This window comes from Xanthomonas sp. BRIP62409 (assembly GCF_003992965.1).
In the GTDB taxonomy this organism is placed as follows: domain Bacteria; phylum Pseudomonadota; class Gammaproteobacteria; order Xanthomonadales; family Xanthomonadaceae; genus Xanthomonas; species Xanthomonas euroxanthea.
The window spans coordinates 43,142-64,319 of the sequence record NZ_QEZJ01000014.1 but is presented as its reverse complement, the minus strand read 5'-3'; the positions used below and the strand labels follow the sequence as shown (position 1 = coordinate 64,319).

Here is a 21,178-nt window from a genome sequence, read left to right as displayed (position 1 = left end):
CGGACGCAGGGAGCGGCGTGTAGTGGAAGGAGTAATCACACGTGCAACGGGGGAATGCATGGACATAAGACTCCGTGTCACCAGGTATCGGTGCGGAAGGGGGAAACAGGAAGGTGTTCGCGATTGACCAGGTTGGCGTCTTCCGGGTTTTCGCTCCAGCCGTAACGCACCGCGACCGGTGCAGCCACCGCGTCGCTGCGCACGATCACCCGATCGCCGTCGATGCGCGCGGTGGCCGGATGGAAGTGTTTGTCGGCACCGGCGACGCGGAAGCCCTGCACGTCGCCACCATTTCGCACCTGCAAGGCACTGCCCTGCAGATCGAAGCGCAGCACGGCCTGGCCCTGGTCAAAGCGCGCCTGCTTGAACACCGGCGCGCTGTACACCAGCGTTTCGCCGTACGCCACATGACGTGCAGCAATCGCAAGTCGATGGCCGACATCGCGCTTGTTGGTGGGATGGATATCGGTGGGGTTGCCGATATCGATGATCACCGCCTGCCCGGTTGCCGGCAGCGCCAGCGTCTTGGACTGCGACTCGCGCAACAGCGCCCACGGGCTCAGCTCGCCCCTGTCGCCACCGGCCTTGAAGTTGGCCAGCTGCACCCACAGGAACGGCAGCGTTTTCGCGCCGCGCTCGGCGCGCCATTGCTGGATCATCGCGGCGAACTGCTCGCGGTATTTCACCGCGCCGGCCTCACTGGCATTGGTCTCGCCCTGGTACCAGATCACGCCCTTGACCGGGAACGGCTGCAGCGGATGGATCATCTGGTTGTACAGCAGCGTGGGCAGCTGATTCTTGTTGTCGGCCAGCGACACGCGCACGGCGGCGGGACGGAACTTCCAGCCGCCCAACGCGCGCTTGGCACCGGCGCCGGTCTGTACGAAGCGCTGCGCGTCCGGGCCATGCATGCCGCCGCCGCCACTGAGATCTTCCACCCGCACCGCGATGTGGTTGACGCCTGCATGCAAGGCGGAGGCAGGCACCTGGTAGACGCGCGGCAGGTTCCACTGTTTTTCGGTCGTGCCGACCTGCTGGCCATTGACGTAGGTGATGTCCGAGTCGTCGATCTGGCCCACGCCCAGTTCGATACCGGCCTTGGCCTCGGCAGCGCTCAGGGTGACCGTGGTGCGATACCAGGCGATGCCGTCCATGCCGTCATAGCCGCTGGATTCCCATTGCTGGCTGGTCGGGATGCTGTCCCAGTCGCTGTCGTCGAACGACGCTTGGCGCCACTGCGGCATGTCGCCATCGACCTTGGGCCAGCGCGCGATGCGCTTGCCGGTGGCGGCCTGCGCGGCGGCATCGCGCTGCTTGATCGCCTCGATCGCGCCCTGGTTCTTCTCGCCATTCAAGCCCAGCGAGGCCGCGTCCATCCACGCCTCGATCGCGCTGCCGCCCCAGGTGCTGTTGACGATGCCGATCGGCACGCCGGTGCTGGCGCGCAGCTCCCTGGCGAAGAAATACCCCACTGCGGTGAACTCGCCGGCGTTGTCCGGCGTGGCAGCCTTCCAGTCGCCGCCGGTCAGGCGCGCTTCCGGCTGCAGCGACCACGACTTGGGCACCTTGAAGTGCCGCAACTGCGGGTCGTTGGCCGCGGCCACCGCCTGCGGACCATCGCTGGCCTGCGCCAACGGCCACTCCATGTTGGATTGCCCGCTGGCCAGCCACACATCGCCGACCAGCACATCGCGCACCTGCAATTGGCCGCCGTCGCCCTGCACGCTCAGCACATAGGGGCCACCGGCCTTGTGCGCGGGCAGGCTGACCTTCCACTGGCCCTTGGCATCGGCCTTGGCGGTGGCCCGCTTGCCGTCGAAGCTGACCATGATGTCGGCATTGGGCGTGGCCCAACCCCACACCGGCATGGCCTGATCGCGCTGCAGTACCGCGCCATCGGCAAACAACAACGGCAAGCTCGGTTGTGCCAATGCGGTGGGGCTGGCCAGGACCAGGCCCAACAGGCAGCCACGACAGATAAGGGAAGCGCTCATGCAATGATCTCCAGGGACGGCGCGACCAATCGGCGCGCAGCGATACGACGACGCACGCCGCCGTACACGGTAAGACAGCGCGATGACGCGCGCAGCGACGCAGCGCTCATCGTGGATCGCCGTAGAAGATGCCACGCCCACCGGTGGCGAAGTACACGCGCCCGGGGATGCGCGGATCGCCGGTGACGCTGTACGGCTTGCCGAACCGGTGCGCGTCGTCGTTGATGCGCAACCACTGCGCGCCTTCGTCGTCGGAGCGGAACACGCCGTCCACCCCATCCACGCGGCCGGCCAGATACAGCGCCGGCGGTGCGCCCGCGTGCAACGCCTTGCCGATGCCCAGCGAACGCGCCTGGTCCGGTTTGGACAAGGTCTGCAAACGCCCGCCCTGCCAGCGCATCACGCCCAGCGTGGGGCTGGCCAGATACACCACCCCCGCCCGCCATGGATCCGGGCGCAGCTGCGGACGCGCACGCTCGTCGCGCGCCGGGCTGCCGACCTGGGCACCGGTGTCGCGAAAGCTCGCTGCGCCATCGCGGCTCTCGAACAGGCGCCCGCTGGCGGTATCCACTGCGTACCAACGCTGCGCATCGACGCGATCGGCCACTGCCACTGCGGTCTCGGGCAGCCCCTGTACACGCTGCCAGTGCTTGCCGAAATCGGCTGTGCGCCAGTTGCCGCCGGCGTCCGGCGCCCACACCACCTGCGAGGCATCGGCGGCAATGGCGATGTTGCCGGCGCCCTGCCCGGCCGGCGGCTCGCTGGCGAATGCCGTCCACTGCGCGCCGCCATCACGCGAATACAGCGCACGGATCTCGTTGTTGCGGCGATCACGCACGGTGCCGCTGCGCACCACCCACTGCGCGGCCTGCCCGGCGGTGTCGATGCTTTCGCCATTGGTCAGGCGCGGGCCGGCGTACTGCAGCTGCGCACGTTCCAGATCGTCGTGCCGAAAACCGTCGATATCGCCGAGTGCGCTGAGCAGATGCGCGCCGGCCATCGGGCTGAGCAGATCCAGCGGCACGGTCTCTTCCAGCCCGCGATCCTGGAACCACCACTGCAACGGCTGCTGCGCAGAGAACCGCTGCAGATTGCGCGAGGCCCAGATGCCGTAGCCGGTGACGAACAGGGCGTGGTTGCTGTCGAACGGATCGATCGCCAGCGCGCCCATCCAGTGCGGCGTGGCGTGCGCGGTCCACGGCGCATCGCCGTGATCGAACTGCGCGCCATCCAGCAACGGCGTCCAGCTGCGCCCCCCATCGACGCTGCGGAACAGCTCATCGCGCGGGCTACGGCGGCGGAACGTGCTAGCCAGCAGCACCTGCGGCTGTTGCGGATCCACCGCCACCGCGCCCCAGCCGAAGCCATCGCCGCTGGCCGGCTGCGCGATCGGGCTGATCTCGCTCCAACGCGCCAGCGCCGGGGTGTACTTCCACAGCGCGCCACCGGCCATCAGATCCGGGCCGGGCTGGTCGCCGTAGCTCAGGTACCACTGCCCATCGCTGCCACCGGCCATATGGCTGGGACGCAGGCCCCTGGGTTGCCCGGCCACTGCCGACCAGCTGCGCCCGGCGTCGTCGGAGACATACAGGCTGGTCTGCGCGGTGGACACGCCGACATAGATGCGCGGGGTCGGCCGACCGTCGCGGCCACTGGCGGCATCGAAAACGACAAAGGCAATGCCCACTGCCTGTTCGCGTCCGACATGATTGCGCGCGGTTGCACCTGCCAGGGCCTCGGCAGGAAATGCGTCCACCCGCGCCCAGTGCGCGCCGCGATCGTCGCTGCGCCACAGGCCTGCATCGCGTGAGCCCAACAACAGCACACGGCCGTCGTGCGGGTCCACCGCCAGGCGTTCACCATTGGAACGGCCCAGTTGATTGCCGCCGAGTTTGAACGGCAGCGCGGCACGCTCGAAACTGCGGCCGCGATCGAACGAGCGCAGCAGCGCGGCATTGCCGGCACGTTCGTGCATGTAGGTGCCCGCAGCCAGATACAGCGCCTGCGGGTCGGCAGGATCGACCGCAAACGCGTCGATCCCCATCAGATTCCAGTCGTCGGCGCCCAGCCAATCGGTCAGCGCCACCCACTGCTGCGCGCGCCCATCCCAGCGGTACGCACCACCGACATCGGTACGTGCATACGCAAGATCGCGCTCGGCGGGATGGAACAGCACACCGGTGACGAATCCGCCACCGCCAATGGCGACGCTGCGCCACTGGTAAGGCCCCTGCACCGCCGGATCGGCAGCCTGCAGCGGCAGGATCGAAAACGGCAACAGCAACAGCAGTGCCAGCCACGCACGGACCGGCCGCATCGCTGCGGTAACGCGGCGCACAGTAGGCGGATCGATTACAGCGATCATTCCTCCGGCTCCCTTGCGATCGACGGCATGCCGTCGATAGGAAAAACACCGGTCCGACGGGCTGCCTGCACAGCTCGCCGAACCGGCGACGCACTTCCTACGGCGCGTTCTACAGGCTGGCCCGCAAGGTCAGGCCATACCGACGATCGTTGATCACGAAGTCGCGGTAGCGCGACTCGGTCCCCAGGTAGCTTTCGCGCCGGGTATCGAGCAGGTTCACGCCATCGAGCGAAATCGACCACACATCATTGATGTTGAAACGCAGCGAGGCATCCAGCTGGCCGAAGCCCTTGTTGTAGACCGGCAGATTGCCGGTGCCGTTGCCTGCGGTGGTCACCAGCCAGTCGCTGCGCCAGTTGTAGGCCACACGGCCCTGGAAGCGCGAGGTTTCGTAGCTGAGGATCGCGTTGTAGCTGTTCTTGGACAGGCCTTCCAGCGGCACGGTCAGCGCCTGGCCGTTGGTGTCGGTGGCGGTGGGGCTCGGTGCCTCGCTGTCGACATAGGTGTAGTTGGTCTGCAGGCCGAAGCCGCTCAGCCAGCCCGGCAGGAAGTCGAAGAACTGCGTGTAGCCCAGTTCCGCACCGCGGATCTTGCCGGCATCGCCATTGACCGGACGGGTGATCTGCCACACGCGACCATCGTAGACCTCGTTGAACACGCTGTCGGCGATGAAGCCTTCGACCTTCTTGTAGAACAGGGTGCCGTACATCATCGAACCCTGGCCGAAATACCACTCCAGCGCCGTGTCGAACTGATCGGCCTTGACCGGTTCCAGATCGGGGTTGCCCGCCCTGCCGGTGAAGGTCGAGGCGCCGTTGGAGGTGCCGGTGCTCAGGCTCAGGTTCGGGTTGAGGCGATCGAAGGTGGGACGCGAGATACCGCGCGAGGCGGCAAAACGCCACTGCAGCTGATCGCTCAGCATCCAGCGCAGGTTCAAGCTCGGCAGCACGTCGGTATAGGTCTGCTGCGCGTCCACCGGAATCAGGCCGCCGCCCTCGCCGTCGGTGCCGGTACGCACGCCGGTGGAGCCGACCTCGGTCCGCACCACGCGCACGCCGATGTTGCCGTCGAACGGAATCGAATCGCTGTCCACGCCGAAGCGCAACACGCCGTAGGCCGCGTAGGTCTTCTCGGTCTGCGCGTTGATGTTGTTGGGCGAAAACTCCAGAGGGCTGGCACCGAAGGTGGCCAGGGTCTGCCGATAGTTCGCCACCGCCGCATCGGACGCGGTCAGGGTCGGGCCGAAGGCATGACTTTCACCGCGGAAGAAATCGGTGATCGGATTGGTCACGACACCAACGCTGGGGAACTGCGAGAACGGCGCACCCGCGCAGTTGTTGATGCACATGAAGCGATAGATATTGCCCTTGGTCTCGGCATCGCGGTCGGTGTAGCGCACACCGGCCTTGAAGCTGCGCACGAAGTCGCTGTCGAAGGCCAGATCCATGTCGGCGCGCCAGGCGAACTCGGTGCCCTTGTTGTCGTCCTTGTTGTCCAGGTGATAGCGCCAGCCGTCGTAGTTGTTGACGTCGGCCAGGTAGCCTTCCGCGCCGCTGGCATCGGTCACCGACAGGCGCGGCAGATCGCCGCGGAAGTCGACGTTGAACTGCGGGCTGGTGGACTGACCGGTGGACAGGATGTAGCGCGTGCCGGTGGTGGTGGCATCGACATACTGGAAGTCGGTGCTCAGGGTCAGCTTCTCGTTGACCGTCCACTTGGCGCCCAGCGAGTAATCGGTGGTCACCGAATGCCGCTCGGTCAGGCTGGTGTTGGACTCGGTCGGCACGTTCTGGAACGCGCCGTTGACGAATTCGTTGCGGTCGTTGACTTCGATGCCGGGCAGGCCCTGCATCGGGTTGGCGCCGGTCAGGGCGAAGAACGAATAGTCGTGCCAGCTGAAGTCGTATTCCGAACGCAGCACCTGCGTGTAGACCTCCACCGCATCGTTGGGACGCCATTGCATCGCGAACGCACCGGTCTTGCGCTCACGCTCGCCGACGGTGGTGTTGATACCGGCGCCGTGCGGCACCGACACGCCCTGGCCTTCATAGCCCGGCAGATCGGTCTGGGTGTACCACGGCTCGATCGAGATGGTGTCCTGGCGGAACGGGCTCTTCTGCTGCGAGTAGTTCACCAGCAGGCCGATCTCGCCGATGCCGGTCTGCCAGCGATCGCTGAACAGGCCCGAGAACGCCGGCTTGCCGTCGTCGGCCAGGTCGTAATAGTTGTACTGGACGCTGCCGGCGATCTTGCGGCCGTCGTAGTCGAACGGCAGGCGCGTGCGCAGATCCACGGTGCCGCCCAGGCCACCTTCGATCATGTCGGCCGAGGGATTCTTGTAGACGTTGACGCCGCCGAGCAGTTCGGCCGACACGTCCTCGAAGCTCAGGCCACGGCCATCGTTGGCGGTGAAGATGTCACGGCCATTGAGTTCGGTACGCACCTGGGTCAGGCCGCGGATGGCGATCGAGCTGCCTTCGCCGTAGTTGCGCGTGATCTGGATACCGGAGATGCGCTGCAGCGCCTCGGCGACGTTGTTGTCGGGCAGCTTGCCGATGTCTTCGGCAACGATCGAATCGACGATCTGCTCGGCATTCTGCTTGACCAGCTGCGCCTTGGTGACGCTGCTGCGCGTGCCGGTGACCTGCACGGTGTCGAGCTGCTGGGTGGTGGAGTCCTGAACCGGAGCGGCAGTGGTGGTCGCATCCTGCGCGTAGGCCTGCGCGCTCAACAGCGTGGCCACACTGAGGGCCATCGCGGAGCGGCGGAAATCACGGATCGAACGCTGACCCACAGTCCGGCCTGCCGGAATGTGGCGATGTTGCACTGACATGGTGCTCCCTCCCAGGACGCATGTACTTCTAATTTTTTAGCGGGTCGGTGCGCGAACGCCCTGCCCGTCGTTGGTGCTGGCCCGCATCCGCCCACGACCGGAAGGCCGGGCGGTTGCGATGCGTGGTAATCCTGACAAGGCTTACCTAGCGGCTGCGGCCGGAGCATAGGGCGGCGCCGTCGTGCCACACCAATGAAATATTCCTGGAAAGCTATTCGTAAAAACTATAGCAACCCCGACAAACCCGCCGGGTCTGGCATTGCCGACCCGGCGGGCCGGATCGGCAAAAGCGGGCTCAACTCCGCGAGCCCGGACACAGCAGTTCCGTGACGGCCTTCGCTTACCAGTTCATGCGCAGCACCAGCGAGTAGCGCCGGTCGTTGACGAAGGAAGAGCGCGTATACAGACGCGGATCTACTTCACCGCCTTCGTAGGAGGTCGGCCCCATCAACACCTTGGTCACCGTGTTGGTCAGGTTGTTGGCCTGCACGCCCAGTTGCAGGTGCGCGTTGAAGCGGTAGAAAAACGAGCCATCGAGCTGGCCGTAGTCGTCAGCCCAGGTGGGCAGACGGGTGGACGCATCGCTGGTGGTCAGCAGGTAGCGCGAGCGCCAGTTGTAGGCCAGGCGCAGCGACAACGGCCCCTTCTCGTAGATGCCGGCCAGGTTGTAGCTGCGCCGCGACAGGCCTTCCAGCGGCAGCTCGACCCCGGTGACGGTGGTATTGGTATACGGGTCGGTGGCGGTGTTGGCGCCGCCCTGGCTGTCGACGAAGGTGAAGTTGGCATTGACGCCGAACCCGCTCAGCCAGCCCGGCAGCTGGTCGAAGAACTGGGTATAGCCCAGCTCCGCGCCGCGGATGGTGCCCTCGTCCATGTTGTACGGGCGTGTCACCAGCCAGGGGCGGTTGTCGTAGATCTCGCTGCGGGTCTGGGTGGAGAAGTAGTCCTTGACCTTCTTGTAGAACAGCGTGGCGTACAGCATGTCGCTGGTGTCGAAGTACCACTCCAGCGCAGTGTCGAACTGGTTGGCCACCATCGGCTTGAGGTTCGGGTTGCCGGCGGTGCCGACAAAATCGGTCGCCTGGCCGGCGTCGTTGGTTTCCACGTTGAGCAAAACATACGGCTGCAACTGGGTGTAGTCCGGGCGCGCCATCGCCTTGGAGGCGGCAAAGCGCCACTGCAGGCTGTCGGTGAAGCGCAGGCGCAGGTTCAGGCTGGGCAGTACGTTGGTGTAGCTGCCCTGCGAGTTGTTCTCGAAGTACTGCCCGGTATAGCGCGCCTGCAGTTCCGGCGAGACATTGAGCCCGGCCAGGTTCTGGAACTGGCCGAAGCCTTCGGCCTGGGTCTTGGTCTGCACCACGCGGATGCCGATGTTGCCGTCCACCGGCACGCCCCAGGCCTCGTCGTTGCCGAAGTACAGCGCCGCGTAGGCGGCCTGGGTGCGTTCGTGCTGCCGGTTGGTGTCCTGCGGCTGATAGGTGTCCGGCGCCCAGCCGTAGCCGCGCAGCGCCACGATCTGCTGGATCATCTGCGAGGCCGAGGCGTAGTTGTTGACCAGGCCGCTGTTGGGCACCACCAGCGTGGTCGGCACGTTCACGCCGCCACGGAAAAAGTCGGAGAAGGTGAACAACGACGACTGGTCGGTCATGAACTCGGACATGTTGGCCAGGCCGTTGCTGGTGCCCGGAATGGCGGCCCAGTTGTCGGAGATCACGCCCCAGTTGTAGCCGGAATTCTTGTTGATCTGGTTGCGGTCGGTGGCGCGCATGCCAAAGCGCGCAAAGCGCAACCAGCTGCTGTCATCGAAGGTGTATTCCAGATCCACGCGCGTGGACAGCTGACGCCCGCGGTTCTTGCCCAGGTGGTCCATCGCCGCCGCCCAGAAGTAGTTGGACGGGTCCTGGGTGAAGGCCGGGTTGGCGATCTGCACGCTGGGATACCTGCCCGACACGTCATACGACAGGCCCGGCAGATAGGTCGCACTGAACACGGTGAAATCCAGCTGTTCGTTCTCCGACTCTACCAGCTGCATATCGCCCTTGATCTGCAGGTTGTCGTTGAAGAAGTGGCTGAAACCCACCGACATGTCGGTGGTGGTGGTGCGCTGTTCGGAATAGCGGTTGTCGGTGTTGAAGCGCACGCCGTCGCCGGTGAGCACTCCGCGCCACGAGCTGGACACCGGCGAGCCGCGCAGGAAGCCGCCGCGATCGTCGTAGTCGAAGGTCGTGCCTGGCGCCGGCGTGATGCTGTTGTTGCTGTCGTTGAAGAACGCGGCGCGCTCCTGCCAGTTCATTTCGTAGCGCGAGCGCAGGAACTGCGCGTAGATCTCGGTGGCATCGCTGGGCTTCCACTGGAACGCCGCCGCGATGCCGTCGCGCTTGCGCTCGAAATCCAGCTGACGCCAGTTCACCCCGCCCGGCACGAACACCTCGCTGCGTCCGCTGCCGGCCAACACGGCCTCGTCGGTGCGCCGCACGTACGGCTCCACCTGGATGCCGTCCGAGCGCGTGGCCAGCTCCGAGTGCGCGACGTCGATCATGAAGCCCATTTCGCCGATGCCGGTGTTCCAGCGGTCGCTGAACAGGAACGAGGCCGACGGCTTGTACTTCTTGCTCATGTCGCCGTAGTTGTAATCGACATTGCCACCGACGATCCGGCCCGGGTTGTCGAACGGCATGCGCGTGCGCAGATTGACCGTGCCGCCCAGGCCGCCTTCGATGATTTCCGCCGAGGGGTTCTTGTACACGTCCACCCCGGCCATCAACTCGGCCGGCACGTCTTCGAAGCTCAGCCCGCGGCCGCTGGCGGCGCTGAAGATGTCGCGGCCATTGAGTTCGCCGCGCACCTGGGTCAGGCCACGGATCATCACGCCACTGCCTTCGGCGGAGAAATGGTCCGGGTCGCTGCGCGCGGCAAAGTGATCGATGGTCACGCCGCTGACGCGCTGCAGGGTCTCGGTGACGCTGCGGTCGGGCAAGGCGCCGATGTCCTCGGCACTAACCGAATCCACGATCTGGCTAGCATCGCGCTTGATCACCTGCGACTTGATCAGGCTGGCGCGCACACCGCGCACTTCCACCGCATCCAGATCCACCGCGTTGCCGGCAGTATTGCCGGCGGGGGCAGTCGGGGGCGACTGCGTCTGTTGGGCGTACACCGGTGCGGCGAGCAACAGCCCGATGCTGACGGCCATGGCGGAATGACGCAAACGCGGGGTACGACGTGCGTGCACGCCCGTCCCTGCCGAGGCATGGCTTGAAAACTTGTACATCTGAATCCCTCCCAGGACGCAAGACGACGGAAGACTGGTTAGCGCGGCACCGTCAACGGGCCACGTGATCGTGCAGGACACGGACGTTGCCGCCCGGCTCCACCTCCCACTGCATGGCGGCTTGGCCGCCGATCACCTGCCCGACTTCACGTGCGCTTCAGCGTGCGATCTGGCTCACAGATATAGGCGCGTGGTCTAGCGCCAGCCAATGAAAAATTCACAGCCTGGTATGCCCTTCTGGAATACGAATGGAAGAGCCCGCTTATCCAGTGGATTCCGGCCCGCGCAAGGCCGGATACAAACGCCGTGCAGTGGTGCGCAGCGCCTGCAGGATGCGCTCGGCCCCCGGCGGCAGGATGTAATCGCGCCGGCGGATGATGCCGAACGACTCCATGCGCACACCCAGTTCGATCGGCAGCACGGTCAGCAGCTTGGCCTGGATCAGCGGCGCCACCGATTCCACCGGCAAGGCGGTCAGCATGTCGGTGCCGCGCAGCAGCGTGGAGGTCACCGGCAGCGACGAGGTCTCGATCGCATTGGTCGGCGTCTGCACTCCGTGCTCCATGAACATCGAGTCCAGCCGCGCGCGCAGCACGCTGTCGGCTGGCGGCAGGATCCAGCCATGGCGTACCAGGTCCGCATGCTGCAGGCCGACCCGGCTGGCCAGCGGATGGCCGGCCCGCGCGATCACCGAATGCGGCTCGTCGGCCAGCGGCTCGAATTCCAGCTCGCCCACGCCCTCGGGCCCCAGGATGCGGCCGATCACGATATCCAGCTGGCCGTCCAGCAACTTGGCCACCAGCGGACGGCTGTAGTCCATTTCCACCCGCACCAGGATGTCGGGGAACTCGCGCTTGACCTCGGCGATCGCCTGCGGCACCAGGTTGGTGCCTGGATTGACCACCGTGCCGATCGAGGCCTGGCCCATGCGCCCGGCCCGCAACGCGGCGATTTCCTCCTGCGCCCGGCCGATCTCCGACATCGCCGCACGCGCACGCCGGATCAGCACATGGCCGTACCAGGTAGGCTCCACCCCGCGGGCATGTCGCTCGAACAGTTTCACCCCCAGCATGTCTTCCATTTCCGCCAGCAGCTTGGAGGCGGCCGGTTGCGTCATGCTGGCGGCCTCGGCCGCACGCAGCACCGAGCGTTGTTCGTGCAGATGCAGCAGCAGCAGCAGCTGGCGCGTCTTGAGGCGGGCAGCGTTGAACCAGGGAGTGCTGGAATTTGCCATGGGGTATCGCCACGCAGGTGTATTCGTAGGAGGAATAGAATATGCCGAAAATTTCATTTGCAGCACATATCTCCGCGCGCGAGGCTATCGAACGCCGCAGCAGGAGCCCCTACCTCCCGGGCGCGGCCAGAACAGACGTGACCCCATCTTCCACGAGATGGCAACACGCACGCCATGATTGCGGAGGTGGACGACGATGACGGCAACTTGCCGGCCAATTGCAGGCCGTTGGAGTGCGCACGCAGGTGCCGCAGCCACCGCGTCGTTGCTGCCTGCCATCCTCCGCGCAGCGCCGTGCAGCGCTGCACCCTCCCCCGACGTTGGCGGCCCTTCGGTCGCCGACGGCCGTTTTCCGCTCTATCGCGAGTAACACGATGACCTCAGACACCACCGCCAGCCTGTTCGCCCTGCCACTGATCGCCATCCTGCGTGGCATCACGCCGGAAGAAACGCTCGACCATGTCGGTGCACTGATCGACGCCGGTTTCGACGCGATCGAGATCCCGCTCAATTCGCCGCGCTGGGCCGAGAGCATCGCGCTCGCGCAGCAGACCTACGGCGAGCGCGCCTGGATCGGCGCCGGCACCGTGCTGCGCAACGACGATGTCGACACCCTGGCCGAGATTGGTGCGCGCTTCATCGTCACCCCGAACACGCGCCCGTCGCTGATCCGCCATGCGGTGTCGCGCGGGCTCACCGTTGTGGCCGGTTTCGCCACCGCCAGCGAGGCGTTCGACGCCATCGATGCCGGCGCAACGATCCTGAAGCTGTTCCCGGCGGCGACCTATGGCGCGGCGCACGTGCGCGCGCTGCGCTCGGTGCTGCCCACCCACATTCCGGTCTACGTGGTCGGCGGCGTCAGCCCGCAGACCCTGGCCGGCTTCCTTGCCCAGGGCGCCGCCGGCGCCGGCATCGGTGGCGAACTGTACAAACCCGCGCAATCGCTCGAAACGACCCAGACGCATGCACGCGCCTTCGTGCAGGCCTACCAGGAACTGCAAGGATGAAGATCACCCGCCTCACCACCTACCACGCCGCACCGCGCTGGCTGTTCCTCAAGGTCGAGACCGACGAGGGCATCACCGGCTGGGGAGAGCCGGTCATCGAAGGCCGCGCGCGCTCGGTGGAAGCTGCCGTGCATGAACTGGCCGGCTATGTGATCGGCAAGGATCCGGCGCGCATCAATGACCTGTGGCAGACCATGTACCGCGCCGGTTTCTACCGCGGCGGCGCCATCCTGATGAGCGCCATCGCCGGCATCGACCAGGCCTTGTGGGACATCAAGGGCAAGGCCTTGGGCGTGCCGGTGTACGAGTTGCTGGGCGGGCTGGTGCGCGATCGCATGAAGACCTACCGCTGGGTCGGCGGCGACCGCCCCGGTGCGATCATCCAGCAGATCACCGACTACCGCGCGCTGGGCTTTGACACCTTCAAGTTCAACGGCACCGAGGAAATGAAGCTGATCGACAGCGCGCGCGCGGTCGATGCGGCGGTGGTCAAGGTGGCCGAGATCCGCGAGGCCTTCGGCAACACCATCGACTTCGGTATCGACTTCCACGGCCGCGTCGGCGCGCCGATGGCCAAGGCGCTGCTGCGCGAGCTGGAACCGTTCAAGCCGCTGTTCGTCGAAGAACCGGTGCTGGCCGAGCAGGCCGAGTACTACCCGCGCCTGGCCGCAAGCACCTCGATTCCGCTGGCCGCCGGCGAGCGCATGTTCTCGCGCTTCGAATTCAAGAACGTGCTGTGCGCCGGCGGGATCGGCATGGTGCAGCCGGACCTGTCGCATGCCGGCGGCATCAGCGAGTGCGTCAAGATCGCCGCGATGGCCGAGGCCTACGATGTCGGCTTCGCGCCGCACTGCCCGCTCGGCCCGATCGCGCTGGCCGCCTGCCTGCACGTGGACTTCGTGTCGCACAACGCGGTGCTGCAGGAACAGAGCATCGGCATCCACTACAACGAAGGTGCCGACCTGCTCGACTACGTCATCAATAAAGACGATTTTCAGTGTGTCGATGGCAGTATCGCCGCCCTGCCCAAGCCCGGGCTCGGTGTGGAGATCGACGAAGACATGCTCAAGCGCGCAAACGAAAATCCGCCGGACTGGCGCAACCCGGTCTGGCGTCACAGCGATGGCAGCATCGCCGAATGGTGAGCACGCCCGAACACACCGCCGTGCTGGCGGTCGACAGCCGCTGCACGCATGGCGAAGGCGTGCTGTGGTGCGAGCAGCGTGAAGCGCTGTACTGGGTGGACATCAGCGAAAAGCGCCTGTGGCGGCATCATCCGCACAGCGGCCACACCCGGTACTGGACGTTGCCGGACCGCCCCGGCTGCCTGGGATTGATGGACGACGGCCGCGTGCTGATCGCGCTGGCCAAGTCGATCTGCATCGCCGACCCGGACAATGCCGACGGCGACAGCCTGCCGCTCCAGCACCTGGCCGATATCGAAGCCGACAACCCGCATACGCGCAGCAACGATGGCCGCGCCGACCGCAACGGCAACCTCGTGCTCGGCACCATGGACGAGCACGACCACAAGGCCGCACGCGGTGCGATGTACCAGTTCTCGCTGCGCCACGGCCTGCGTGCGTTGCCGCTGCCGGGCGTGTCGATCCCCAACTCGATCTGCTTCAGCCCCGACGGCCGCACGCTGTACTACTGCGACTCGCTGCGCCCGCAGATCCTGTGCTGCGATTACGATGCCGACACCGCGCAGACCAGCAACGTGCGCGTGTTCACCACGCTGGACCGCGCCGATGCCGAGCCGGACGGCTCCATCATCGACAGCCAGGGCCATCTGTGGAATGCGCAGTGGCGCGCCTGGCGCGTGGTGCGTTACCGCCCCGACGGCAGCATCGAGCGCATCGTGCAACTGCCGGTCAAGCACCCCACCTGCAGCGCCTTCGGCGGCGCCGCGCTGGACCGCCTGCACGTGATCAGCTCGCGCCTGGACCACAGCGCCGAGGAACTGGCCCGCACCCCGGAAGCCGGCGGCCTGTACGTCTGCGACGTGGCGATCAACGGCCTGCCCGAGAGTCGGGTGGCCAGCGCATGATCGCCATCGACTGGGGCACCAGCAGCCTGCGCGGCTATCTGCTCGCTGCCGACGGCCAGGTGCTGGAGCAGCGCCGCGGCAGCGACGGCATCCTGGCCTGCCAGGGCCGCTTCGGCGAGGTGCTGAGCACGCTGATCGAGGGCTGGGACGGCCCGCTGCTGCTGTCGGGCATGATCGGCAGCCGCAATGGCTGGGTCGAACAGGCCTATCTGCCCTGCCCGGCCGATACCGCCGCGCTGGCGCAGGCGATGCGCAGCTACGACGACCTGCTGCCCGGACGCACGCTGTGGTTCGTGCCCGGCGTGAGCACCGGCCAGCAGCATGGCGTGCCCGATGTCATGCGGGGCGAGGAAACCCAGCTGGTCGGCCTGCTCGCCGCGCTCGGCGACGGCACGCACGTCGCCTGCCTGCCCGGAACCCACAGCAAATGGGCACAGCTCGACCACGGCCAGCTGACCGGTTTTGCCACCGTCATGACCGGCGAGCTGTATGCGGTGCTGCGCCAGCACAGCATTCTGGGCAAGCTGATGCAGGACGATCCTGCGGACCTGGACACCGACGCATTCGCGCAAGGCGTTGATCGCAGCGCCGAGCCCGGCGGGCTCAGCCACCACCTGTTCGGCGCGCGTACCCTGGGCCTGTTCGACCGCCTCACCGCCGCCGCACTGCCGTCCTATCTGTCGGGCCTGCTGATCGGCCACGAGCTGCGCGAGCACCGCGGCGATCACGCCACCGTGCACCTGGTCGGCAGCCCCGGCCTGGCACAACGCTATGCGCTGGCGCTGGCGCATCTGGGCGTGCAGACACAGCGGCATCCGGAAGATCTGGCCGCCACGGGATTGTTCGCGCTGGCCAGGCAGCGCGGGTTGGCCTGAGCGCAGACACCCAGCACGCAACCGGCCGGCCACGGCCGGGGCGGACAAATCCCCGCCAACCCCACACCGGCCACCGGACTGCTTTAGAATTGACAGGCTAAACGCCGGATTCCGCCATGCCTTTTGTTGTCACCGAAAACTGCATCAAGTGCAAATACACCGACTGTGTCGAGGTCTGTCCGGTGGATTGCTTCCATGTCGGCCCGAACTTCCTGGTCATCGACCCGGATGAGTGCATCGACTGCACGCTGTGCGAGCCGGAATGCCCGGCCAACGCGATCTACCCGGAAGACGACGTCCCGGCAGGCCAGGAAGGCTTCGTCGCGCTCAACGCCGAGCTGGCCAAGGCCTGGCCGGTGCTGACCGTGCGCCAGGAGCCGCTGCCCGATGCCGCCGAATGGGACGGCAAGCCGAACAAGTTGCCGCTGCTGCAGCGCTGACACAGCGTCTGGCCGCAGCGCAGCGACGACACCGCATCAGAAACGCAAAACGGGCGCCGAAGCGCCCGTTCTGCTGTCTGCGATGGCTGCAGCGGCCTCAGCCGCCCAGCTTGCCCTTCAACGCGGTGATCACCGCCACCGGCGCTGCCGCGGTGGCCGGCATGCCGCGCGGATCCACTGCCGACACGTAGCTGCCGGCGTCGACCTTCACCACGCGCACCAGGAAGCTGGACCCTTCGTAGCTCACGTCGTAGGAACCGAGCATCTGCGCCTTGCTGGCGATGGTCAGGCCGGGAATGTCGGCCAGTGCCGCACCCACCTTGGCGAACACCTCGTCGCGCTCGCCCGGCACGGTGAAGCCGCTGTTGGCGCTGGCGGACGGCGGCGCCGAAGTGTTCTGCTGCGCGGTCGAAGCCAGCGTCGGCACCTTCATCGCGCCGGAGGTATCGGGCAGGTTCAGATCCGGCGGCACTTCCAGCGGACGGGCTTCCGGGGCCAGCGCGTAGTCACCGCGTGCGCCCTTGTGGAACCAGCTGCAACCGCTCGTGGCGGCGACGGTGGCGGTCGCCAGCAACGCGAGCGAGAGCACGCGGACGGGGGAAACGGAATGACGCATCGATAGATCTCCTGGGTCAGGCCGCGAGCATTTCGCGGCTGGAAAGCGCTTCCAACGCAATAGCGTCGGCGGCAAGGCGGTCGGCGGCGGGCTGGTGCGCCGCAGAAAGGGGCAGTAACGGCAAACGCAGGCCGTGCCCGATCCCGGCGCGCTGCAGCAGCGCCTTGACCGGGATGGGATTGGATTCGATGCCGCAGAAACTGTGGTACTCGCTCAGGCGTGCGTCCCACGTGGTGGCCGCCTCGCGCTGGCCGTCGCGGGCCAGGTCGCACAGGCGCCGATAGGCCGACGGCAAGGCGTTGGACGCCACCGAAACCAACCCGTCGGCACCGGACAGCATCGCCTGCGCGGCGCTGCCGTCATCACCGCTGAGCACCACGAAGGACTCGCTGCGCAGCGCCACCAGCGCGGCCACACGCTCCGGCTCGCTGCGCGCTTCCTTGATGCCGACGATGTTCGGATGCCCGACCAGCGCGGCAACCGTCTCCGGCAACAGGTCGCATCCGGTGCGGCCAGGCACGTTGTACAGCACCACCGGCAAGCCGCCGTTGTCGGCAACCGCCAGGAAATGCGCCTGCAGGCCGGCCTGGGTCGGACGCACGTACGGCGGCGTCACCACCAGCGCGTACTGCGCACCCAGCGCAGCGGCGCGGCGCGTCTGCGCGATGGTCTTGGCGGTGCCCGACAGGCCGGTGCCGGCCAGCACCGGCACGCGGCCGGCCACCTGCGCAACGGCGGCACGCAACAAGGTGTCGTACTCCTCGTCGCTCAATGCGGCGGCCTCGCCGGTGGAACCGGCGACGACGATTCCCTGCACGCCGCCGTGCAGTTGCTGTTCCAGCAACCGCCGCCAGGCATCCAGGTCGAGTGCGCCGTCCGGACCGAAAGGGGTCGCCAGCGCGGTGATGATGCCGGAAAGGGACAAGATTCTGCTGCTCTTACGTGACAGGAAAGGCCCGCGCGCACGCGGGTTGTGGCCGCCTGCATGTTACTTGCGGCGCGAAACCACGGGCAAGTATGCTGGTCACCGCCAGGGCGCCTGCCCGGGCGGCCATTCAGCCTGATGCAATGCCGGAAGCCCCTTTGACCGACTCGACTCCCCGGCCCTCGCCGACCGAAAACCACCTCCTGATCAACGCCTACACGACGCATCCGGAGTCCCCCCTGTTGCCCGTCACCCGCCGCATCGCCGATAGCGGCTGCAATCTCGTGGACGCCCGCCTGGCCACGGTGGGGCGCGATGTCTCGGTCACCGCCCTGGCCACCGGCTCCTGGGACTCGGTCGCCAAGCTGGAGGCCATGCTGACCCGCCTCGAGCGCGAGGAAGGCCTGAAGCTGGTGTGGTACCGCACCGGCCCCAAGCAGACCCAGTCCAACCTGCTGCCCTACATCGTCGAAGTCATCGCCGCCGACAAGCCGGGCATCCTGTTCCAGCTGGCCGATTTCTTCGACCGCCAGGGCATCACCATCGAGAACCTGCAGAGCACGCGCTACCGCGCCATGCAGACCGGCGCGGAGATGTTCTCTGCGCAGGTGACGATCGGCGTGCCGGCCAACATGCACATCGCCGCACTGCGCGATGATTTCCTGGAATTCTGTGATCACCTCAATCTCGACGCGATCATGGACCCGATGAAGTTCTGAGGCAGACGTCCCGATGGCCATTGCCCTTTCCGCACTGAAACAGATGTTCGAGCACATCCGCTCCGAGACCGACTGGAATCTCGACGGGCCGTTGCGCTGGGAATATTTCTTCGCCGACCCGGCGCAGCAACCGCTGCAACAGCTCGCCGCGCAACTGACCCAGGACGGCTATCGCGTCATCGACATCTTCCTCGGCGAACGCGACGAAGACGATGGCGACGACGAGGAGTCCTACTTCCTGCATGTGGACAAGCTGGAACAGCACACCATCGAGTCGCTGAATCAGCGCAATGCGCAGTTCGACGCGCTTGCCAAACGTTTCCACGTGGCTGCTTATGATGGGATGGACGTCGGCCCGGCATGACCGCGCCGCACGCCCCTCCACTTTGGGCTGAGCAACGATGACCGACGCTGTACTTGACCTCCCCGCCGCAAGCCTGGACCTGCCACTGTCGCTGTCCGGTGGCATTCAGACCACCTTGCGCGGCTACGCCGGCAAATGGCTGGTGCTGTACTTCTACCCGAAGGACAGCACGCCCGGCTGCACCACCGAAGGCCTGGATTTCAACGCGCTGCTGCCGCAGTTCACGCAGGCCGGCGCGGTCGTGCTGGGCGTGTCGCGCGACTCGGTGAAGTCGCACGACAATTTCTGCGCCAAGCAGGGCTTTGCCTTCCCGTTGGTCAGCGATGGCGATCAGGCCCTGTGCCGCGCCTTCGAGGTGATCAAGGAAAAGAACATGTACGGCAAGCAGGTGCTCGGTATCGAGCGCAGCACCTTCCTGCTGTCGCCCGAAGGGGTGGTGGTGCAGGCCTGGCGCAAGGTCAAGGTGGCCGGCCACGCCGACGCCGTGCTGGCCGCGTTGAAGGCGCACGCCAGACAGTGACGCCCCCTGGTTTCCCGTGTCCTCCATCACCCTGCCCCGCAGGCGTGATGGCTCGCCCCTGTTCCATCACTTGGAAGACCCAATGACCCGAGGCAAGCGCATCTACGTGCTGGACACCAACGTGCTGATGCACGATCCCACCGCGCTGTTCAAATTCGAGGAACACGATGTGTTCCTGCCGATGCAGGTGATCGAGGAACTGGACAACGCCAAGAAGGGCACGTCCGAAGTCAGCCGGAATGCGCGCCAGGTCAGCCGCTTTTTGGACGAATTGCTGGAGAACACCAACGCCGAGCAGATCCAGGCCGGCATCCTGCTCAGCCATCCGCAGGGCATCCAGCTCAAGGGCCAGGCCGCGATCGGCCGGCTGTACTTCCAGATCCATCCGATCGACCCGGGCCGCACCTTCGGCGCGATGATTCCGGACAACAAGATCCTGGCATCGGTGCTGGCGCTGTGCGAGGAGAATCCGGATGTACCGGTCATCCTGGTGTCCAAGGACATCAACCTGCGCATCAAGGCCTACATCAGCGGCCTGAATGCCGAGGACTACCAGAACGATCGCGCGCTGGACGATTTCAGCCTGCTGTTCACCGGCGCCATCGAGCTGCCGGAAAACTTCTGGGAAAAGCACAACCAGGACCTGCGCAGCTGGAACGAGCGTGGCCGCACCCATTACGAGATCGTGCTGGCCGACGACGAGGACTGGTATCCGAACCAGTACCTGTATCTGCCGGGCGAGGACGAAGTGGAACTGCGCGTGGCCAAGGTCGGCGGCGGCAAGGCCACGCTGTGCCTGGTCGACGATTTCCGCAGCGGCCAGCACGCGGTGTGGGGCATCGTGGCGCGCAACCGCGAGCAGAACTTCGCGCTCAATGCCTTGATGGACCCGGAGATCGATTTCGTCACCCTGCTCGGCACCGCCGGTACCGGCAAGACCTTGCTCGCCCTGGCCGCCGGCCTGGCGCAGACGATGGATCAGCAGCGTTACCGCGAAATCATCATGACCCGCGCCACCGTCAGCGTCGGCGAAGACATCGGCTTTCTGCCCGGCACCGAAGAGGAAAAGATGACCCCGTGGATGGGCGCACTGACCGACAACCTGGAAGTGCTCACCCACAACCAGGAAGGCGGCTCGTGGGGCCGCGCGGCCACCAACGACCTGCTCGCCAGCCGCATCAAGATCCGCTCGATGAACTTCATGCGCGGGCGCACCTTCCTGTCGCGCTACCTGATTCTGGACGAAGCGCAGAACCTCACGCCCAAGCAGATGAAGACGCTGATCACCCGTGCCGGCCCCGGCACCAAGATCGTGTGCCTGGGCAATGTCGAACAGATCGATACGCCCTACCTCACCGAGACCACCTCGGGCCTGACCTATGCGGTGGACCGCTTCAAGGCCTGGCCGCACAGCGCGCATATCACGCTGCGTCGTGGCGAGCGGTCGCGCCTGGCCGACTTCGCCTCGGAGGTGCTGTGATGCACCTGCTGCGCGGCGCGGCGGCGTTCACCGTCCTGGCACTGGCCGGCTGCGCGACCACGCCGCCTCCGGCCAGCGTGCCCACCAACCTCAAGAGCGGGCAATCCTGGGTCATCACCCGCCAGAGCGTCGCCGAGCAGGTGCTGGACACCTGCTCGCGCGACAGCCCGGCGCGTCATCCTGGCCAGATCACCGGCTACTGGACACCGAGCCAGCAGCAGATCGAGCAGCTCGAATCCAGGCAGGATGCCTTGACCCCGACCATCCCCGAGCCACGTGATTTCGACCGCCAGTACGTCGGCGTGGTGATCCAGGGCCAGCAGCTGATCTACATCAATGCCTTCAGGCTGCCGAACGATCCGCCAGTGAAACCGGCCAGGGACGCGATCCGGGTGTGCGATGGCGGCAGTGCGTTCTGGGGCGCGTTGTACGACCCGCAAACCGGCGCGTTTTCGCAGATCGCCATCAACGGCACACCCTGACCG

The 21,178-nt window shown here is 66.3% G+C and carries 17 protein-coding genes; 10 read left to right on the top strand and 7 right to left on the bottom strand.

The annotated features are described in order from the left end of the window. Window positions 1-77: 77 nt before the first annotated feature. The 5 genes from EO170_RS03745 to EO170_RS03725 form a co-directional block, all read right to left on the bottom strand. Window positions 78-1,994, bottom strand: a complete 1,917-nt coding sequence (locus EO170_RS03745) for a sialate O-acetylesterase (RefSeq protein WP_126942561.1) — start codon at window positions 1,992-1,994, stop codon at window positions 78-80. A gap of 106 nt (window positions 1,995-2,100) precedes the next feature. Further along, window positions 2,101-4,359, bottom strand: coding sequence for a cellulase (locus EO170_RS03740; RefSeq protein WP_126942558.1), 2,259 nt, complete (start codon window positions 4,357-4,359; stop codon window positions 2,101-2,103). A 109-nt stretch (window positions 4,360-4,468) separates the two neighbouring features. Then, complete coding sequence (locus tag EO170_RS03735) at window positions 4,469-7,192, bottom strand: TonB-dependent receptor (RefSeq protein WP_126942555.1); 2,724 nt, start codon at window positions 7,190-7,192, stop codon at window positions 4,469-4,471. A gap of 340 nt (window positions 7,193-7,532) precedes the next feature. After that, window positions 7,533-10,463 carry a TonB-dependent receptor gene (locus EO170_RS03730; RefSeq protein WP_126942552.1) on the bottom strand — a complete coding sequence of 977 codons (2,931 nt, stop codon included), beginning with the start codon at window positions 10,461-10,463 and terminating at the stop codon, window positions 7,533-7,535. A gap of 262 nt (window positions 10,464-10,725) precedes the next feature. Further along, window positions 10,726-11,697, bottom strand: a complete 972-nt coding sequence (locus EO170_RS03725) for a LysR family transcriptional regulator (RefSeq protein ID WP_104582918.1) — start codon at window positions 11,695-11,697, stop codon at window positions 10,726-10,728. 374 nt (window positions 11,698-12,071) lie between these two features. On the opposite strand from EO170_RS03725, the gene EO170_RS03715 reads away from it, so the two are divergent. The 5 genes from EO170_RS03715 to fdxA all read left to right on the top strand — a co-directional run bounded on the left by EO170_RS03715 (window position 12,072) and on the right by fdxA (window position 16,069). Then, the gene (locus EO170_RS03715; RefSeq protein ID WP_104582917.1) at window positions 12,072-12,704 is read left to right on the top strand and encodes a 2-dehydro-3-deoxy-6-phosphogalactonate aldolase; all 633 of its coding nucleotides are present in this window, start codon (window positions 12,072-12,074) and stop codon (window positions 12,702-12,704) included. Then, window positions 12,701-13,849, top strand: a complete 1,149-nt coding sequence (gene dgoD, locus EO170_RS03710) for a galactonate dehydratase (protein ID WP_126942549.1) — start codon at window positions 12,701-12,703, stop codon at window positions 13,847-13,849. Before EO170_RS03715 ends, dgoD begins: the two co-directional genes overlap by 4 nt. Further along, on the top strand, window positions 13,843-14,754 hold the full coding sequence (locus tag EO170_RS03705; RefSeq protein WP_126942546.1) for an SMP-30/gluconolactonase/LRE family protein: 912 nt from the start codon (window positions 13,843-13,845) through the stop codon (window positions 14,752-14,754). Before dgoD ends, EO170_RS03705 begins: the two co-directional genes overlap by 7 nt. Further along, window positions 14,751-15,629, top strand: coding sequence for a 2-dehydro-3-deoxygalactonokinase (locus tag EO170_RS03700; RefSeq protein ID WP_115676783.1), 879 nt, complete (start codon window positions 14,751-14,753; stop codon window positions 15,627-15,629). Before EO170_RS03705 ends, EO170_RS03700 begins: the two co-directional genes overlap by 4 nt. A gap of 116 nt (window positions 15,630-15,745) precedes the next feature. Beyond that, window positions 15,746-16,069: a ferredoxin FdxA gene (fdxA, locus tag EO170_RS03695; protein ID WP_006453280.1), complete on the top strand. Its 324-nt coding sequence runs from the start codon at window positions 15,746-15,748 to the stop codon at window positions 16,067-16,069. Window positions 16,070-16,166: 97 nt separating this feature from the next. Here fdxA and EO170_RS03690 read toward each other — a convergent pair whose 3' ends face one another. Beyond that, a complete protein-coding gene (locus tag EO170_RS03690; protein ID WP_104582913.1) occupies window positions 16,167-16,685 on the bottom strand; it encodes a hypothetical protein in 519 nt (172 codons plus the stop codon). Between the two features lie 16 nt (window positions 16,686-16,701). Further along, on the bottom strand, window positions 16,702-17,610 hold the full coding sequence (gene dapA / locus EO170_RS03685) for a 4-hydroxy-tetrahydrodipicolinate synthase (protein ID WP_126942543.1): 909 nt from the start codon (window positions 17,608-17,610) through the stop codon (window positions 16,702-16,704). Between the two features lie 92 nt (window positions 17,611-17,702). On the opposite strand from dapA, the gene EO170_RS03680 reads away from it, so the two are divergent. From EO170_RS03680 to EO170_RS03660, 5 genes are all read left to right on the top strand, one after another. Next, window positions 17,703-18,329 carry a glycine cleavage system protein R gene (locus tag EO170_RS03680; protein WP_002813792.1) on the top strand — a complete coding sequence of 209 codons (627 nt, stop codon included), beginning with the start codon at window positions 17,703-17,705 and terminating at the stop codon, window positions 18,327-18,329. A 13-nt stretch (window positions 18,330-18,342) separates the two neighbouring features. Beyond that, the gene (locus EO170_RS03675; protein WP_104582911.1) at window positions 18,343-18,693 is read left to right on the top strand and encodes a ribonuclease E inhibitor RraB; all 351 of its coding nucleotides are present in this window, start codon (window positions 18,343-18,345) and stop codon (window positions 18,691-18,693) included. A gap of 37 nt (window positions 18,694-18,730) precedes the next feature. Beyond that, a complete protein-coding gene (locus tag EO170_RS03670; protein WP_126942540.1) occupies window positions 18,731-19,213 on the top strand; it encodes a peroxiredoxin in 483 nt (160 codons plus the stop codon). An 82-nt stretch (window positions 19,214-19,295) separates the two neighbouring features. Continuing rightward, window positions 19,296-20,693: a PhoH family protein gene (locus EO170_RS03665; RefSeq protein WP_104582909.1), complete on the top strand. Its 1,398-nt coding sequence runs from the start codon at window positions 19,296-19,298 to the stop codon at window positions 20,691-20,693. Next, window positions 20,693-21,175: a hypothetical protein gene (locus EO170_RS03660; RefSeq protein WP_104648538.1), complete on the top strand. Its 483-nt coding sequence runs from the start codon at window positions 20,693-20,695 to the stop codon at window positions 21,173-21,175. The genes EO170_RS03665 and EO170_RS03660 overlap by 1 nt, the downstream gene beginning before the upstream one ends. Window positions 21,176-21,178 lie beyond the last annotated feature (3 nt).

What these genes read in the sequence shown, in the direction of transcription:
- EO170_RS03745 (WP_126942561.1), bottom strand. Translation starts at nt 1,994, where the DNA reads ATGAGCGCTTCCCTTATCTGTCGTGGCTGCCTGTTGGGCCTGGTCCTG.
- EO170_RS03740 (WP_126942558.1), bottom strand. Translation starts at nt 4,359, where the DNA reads ATGATCGCTGTAATCGATCCGCCTACTGTGCGCCGCGTTACCGCAGCG.
- EO170_RS03735 (WP_126942555.1), bottom strand. Translation starts at nt 7,192, where the DNA reads ATGTCAGTGCAACATCGCCACATTCCGGCAGGCCGGACTGTGGGTCAG.
- EO170_RS03730 (WP_126942552.1), bottom strand. Translation starts at nt 10,463, where the DNA reads ATGTACAAGTTTTCAAGCCATGCCTCGGCAGGGACGGGCGTGCACGCA.
- EO170_RS03725 (WP_104582918.1), bottom strand. Translation starts at nt 11,697, where the DNA reads ATGGCAAATTCCAGCACTCCCTGGTTCAACGCTGCCCGCCTCAAGACG.
- EO170_RS03715 (WP_104582917.1), top strand. Translation starts at nt 12,072, where the DNA reads ATGACCTCAGACACCACCGCCAGCCTGTTCGCCCTGCCACTGATCGCC.
- dgoD (WP_126942549.1), top strand. Translation starts at nt 12,701, where the DNA reads ATGAAGATCACCCGCCTCACCACCTACCACGCCGCACCGCGCTGGCTG.
- EO170_RS03705 (WP_126942546.1), top strand. Translation starts at nt 13,843, where the DNA reads ATGGTGAGCACGCCCGAACACACCGCCGTGCTGGCGGTCGACAGCCGC.
- EO170_RS03700 (WP_115676783.1), top strand. Translation starts at nt 14,751, where the DNA reads ATGATCGCCATCGACTGGGGCACCAGCAGCCTGCGCGGCTATCTGCTC.
- fdxA (WP_006453280.1), top strand. Translation starts at nt 15,746, where the DNA reads ATGCCTTTTGTTGTCACCGAAAACTGCATCAAGTGCAAATACACCGAC.
- EO170_RS03690 (WP_104582913.1), bottom strand. Translation starts at nt 16,685, where the DNA reads ATGCGTCATTCCGTTTCCCCCGTCCGCGTGCTCTCGCTCGCGTTGCTG.
- EO170_RS03680 (WP_002813792.1), top strand. Translation starts at nt 17,703, where the DNA reads ATGCTGGTCACCGCCAGGGCGCCTGCCCGGGCGGCCATTCAGCCTGAT.
- EO170_RS03675 (WP_104582911.1), top strand. Translation starts at nt 18,343, where the DNA reads ATGGCCATTGCCCTTTCCGCACTGAAACAGATGTTCGAGCACATCCGC.
- EO170_RS03670 (WP_126942540.1), top strand. Translation starts at nt 18,731, where the DNA reads ATGACCGACGCTGTACTTGACCTCCCCGCCGCAAGCCTGGACCTGCCA.
- EO170_RS03665 (WP_104582909.1), top strand. Translation starts at nt 19,296, where the DNA reads ATGACCCGAGGCAAGCGCATCTACGTGCTGGACACCAACGTGCTGATG.
- EO170_RS03660 (WP_104648538.1), top strand. Translation starts at nt 20,693, where the DNA reads ATGCACCTGCTGCGCGGCGCGGCGGCGTTCACCGTCCTGGCACTGGCC.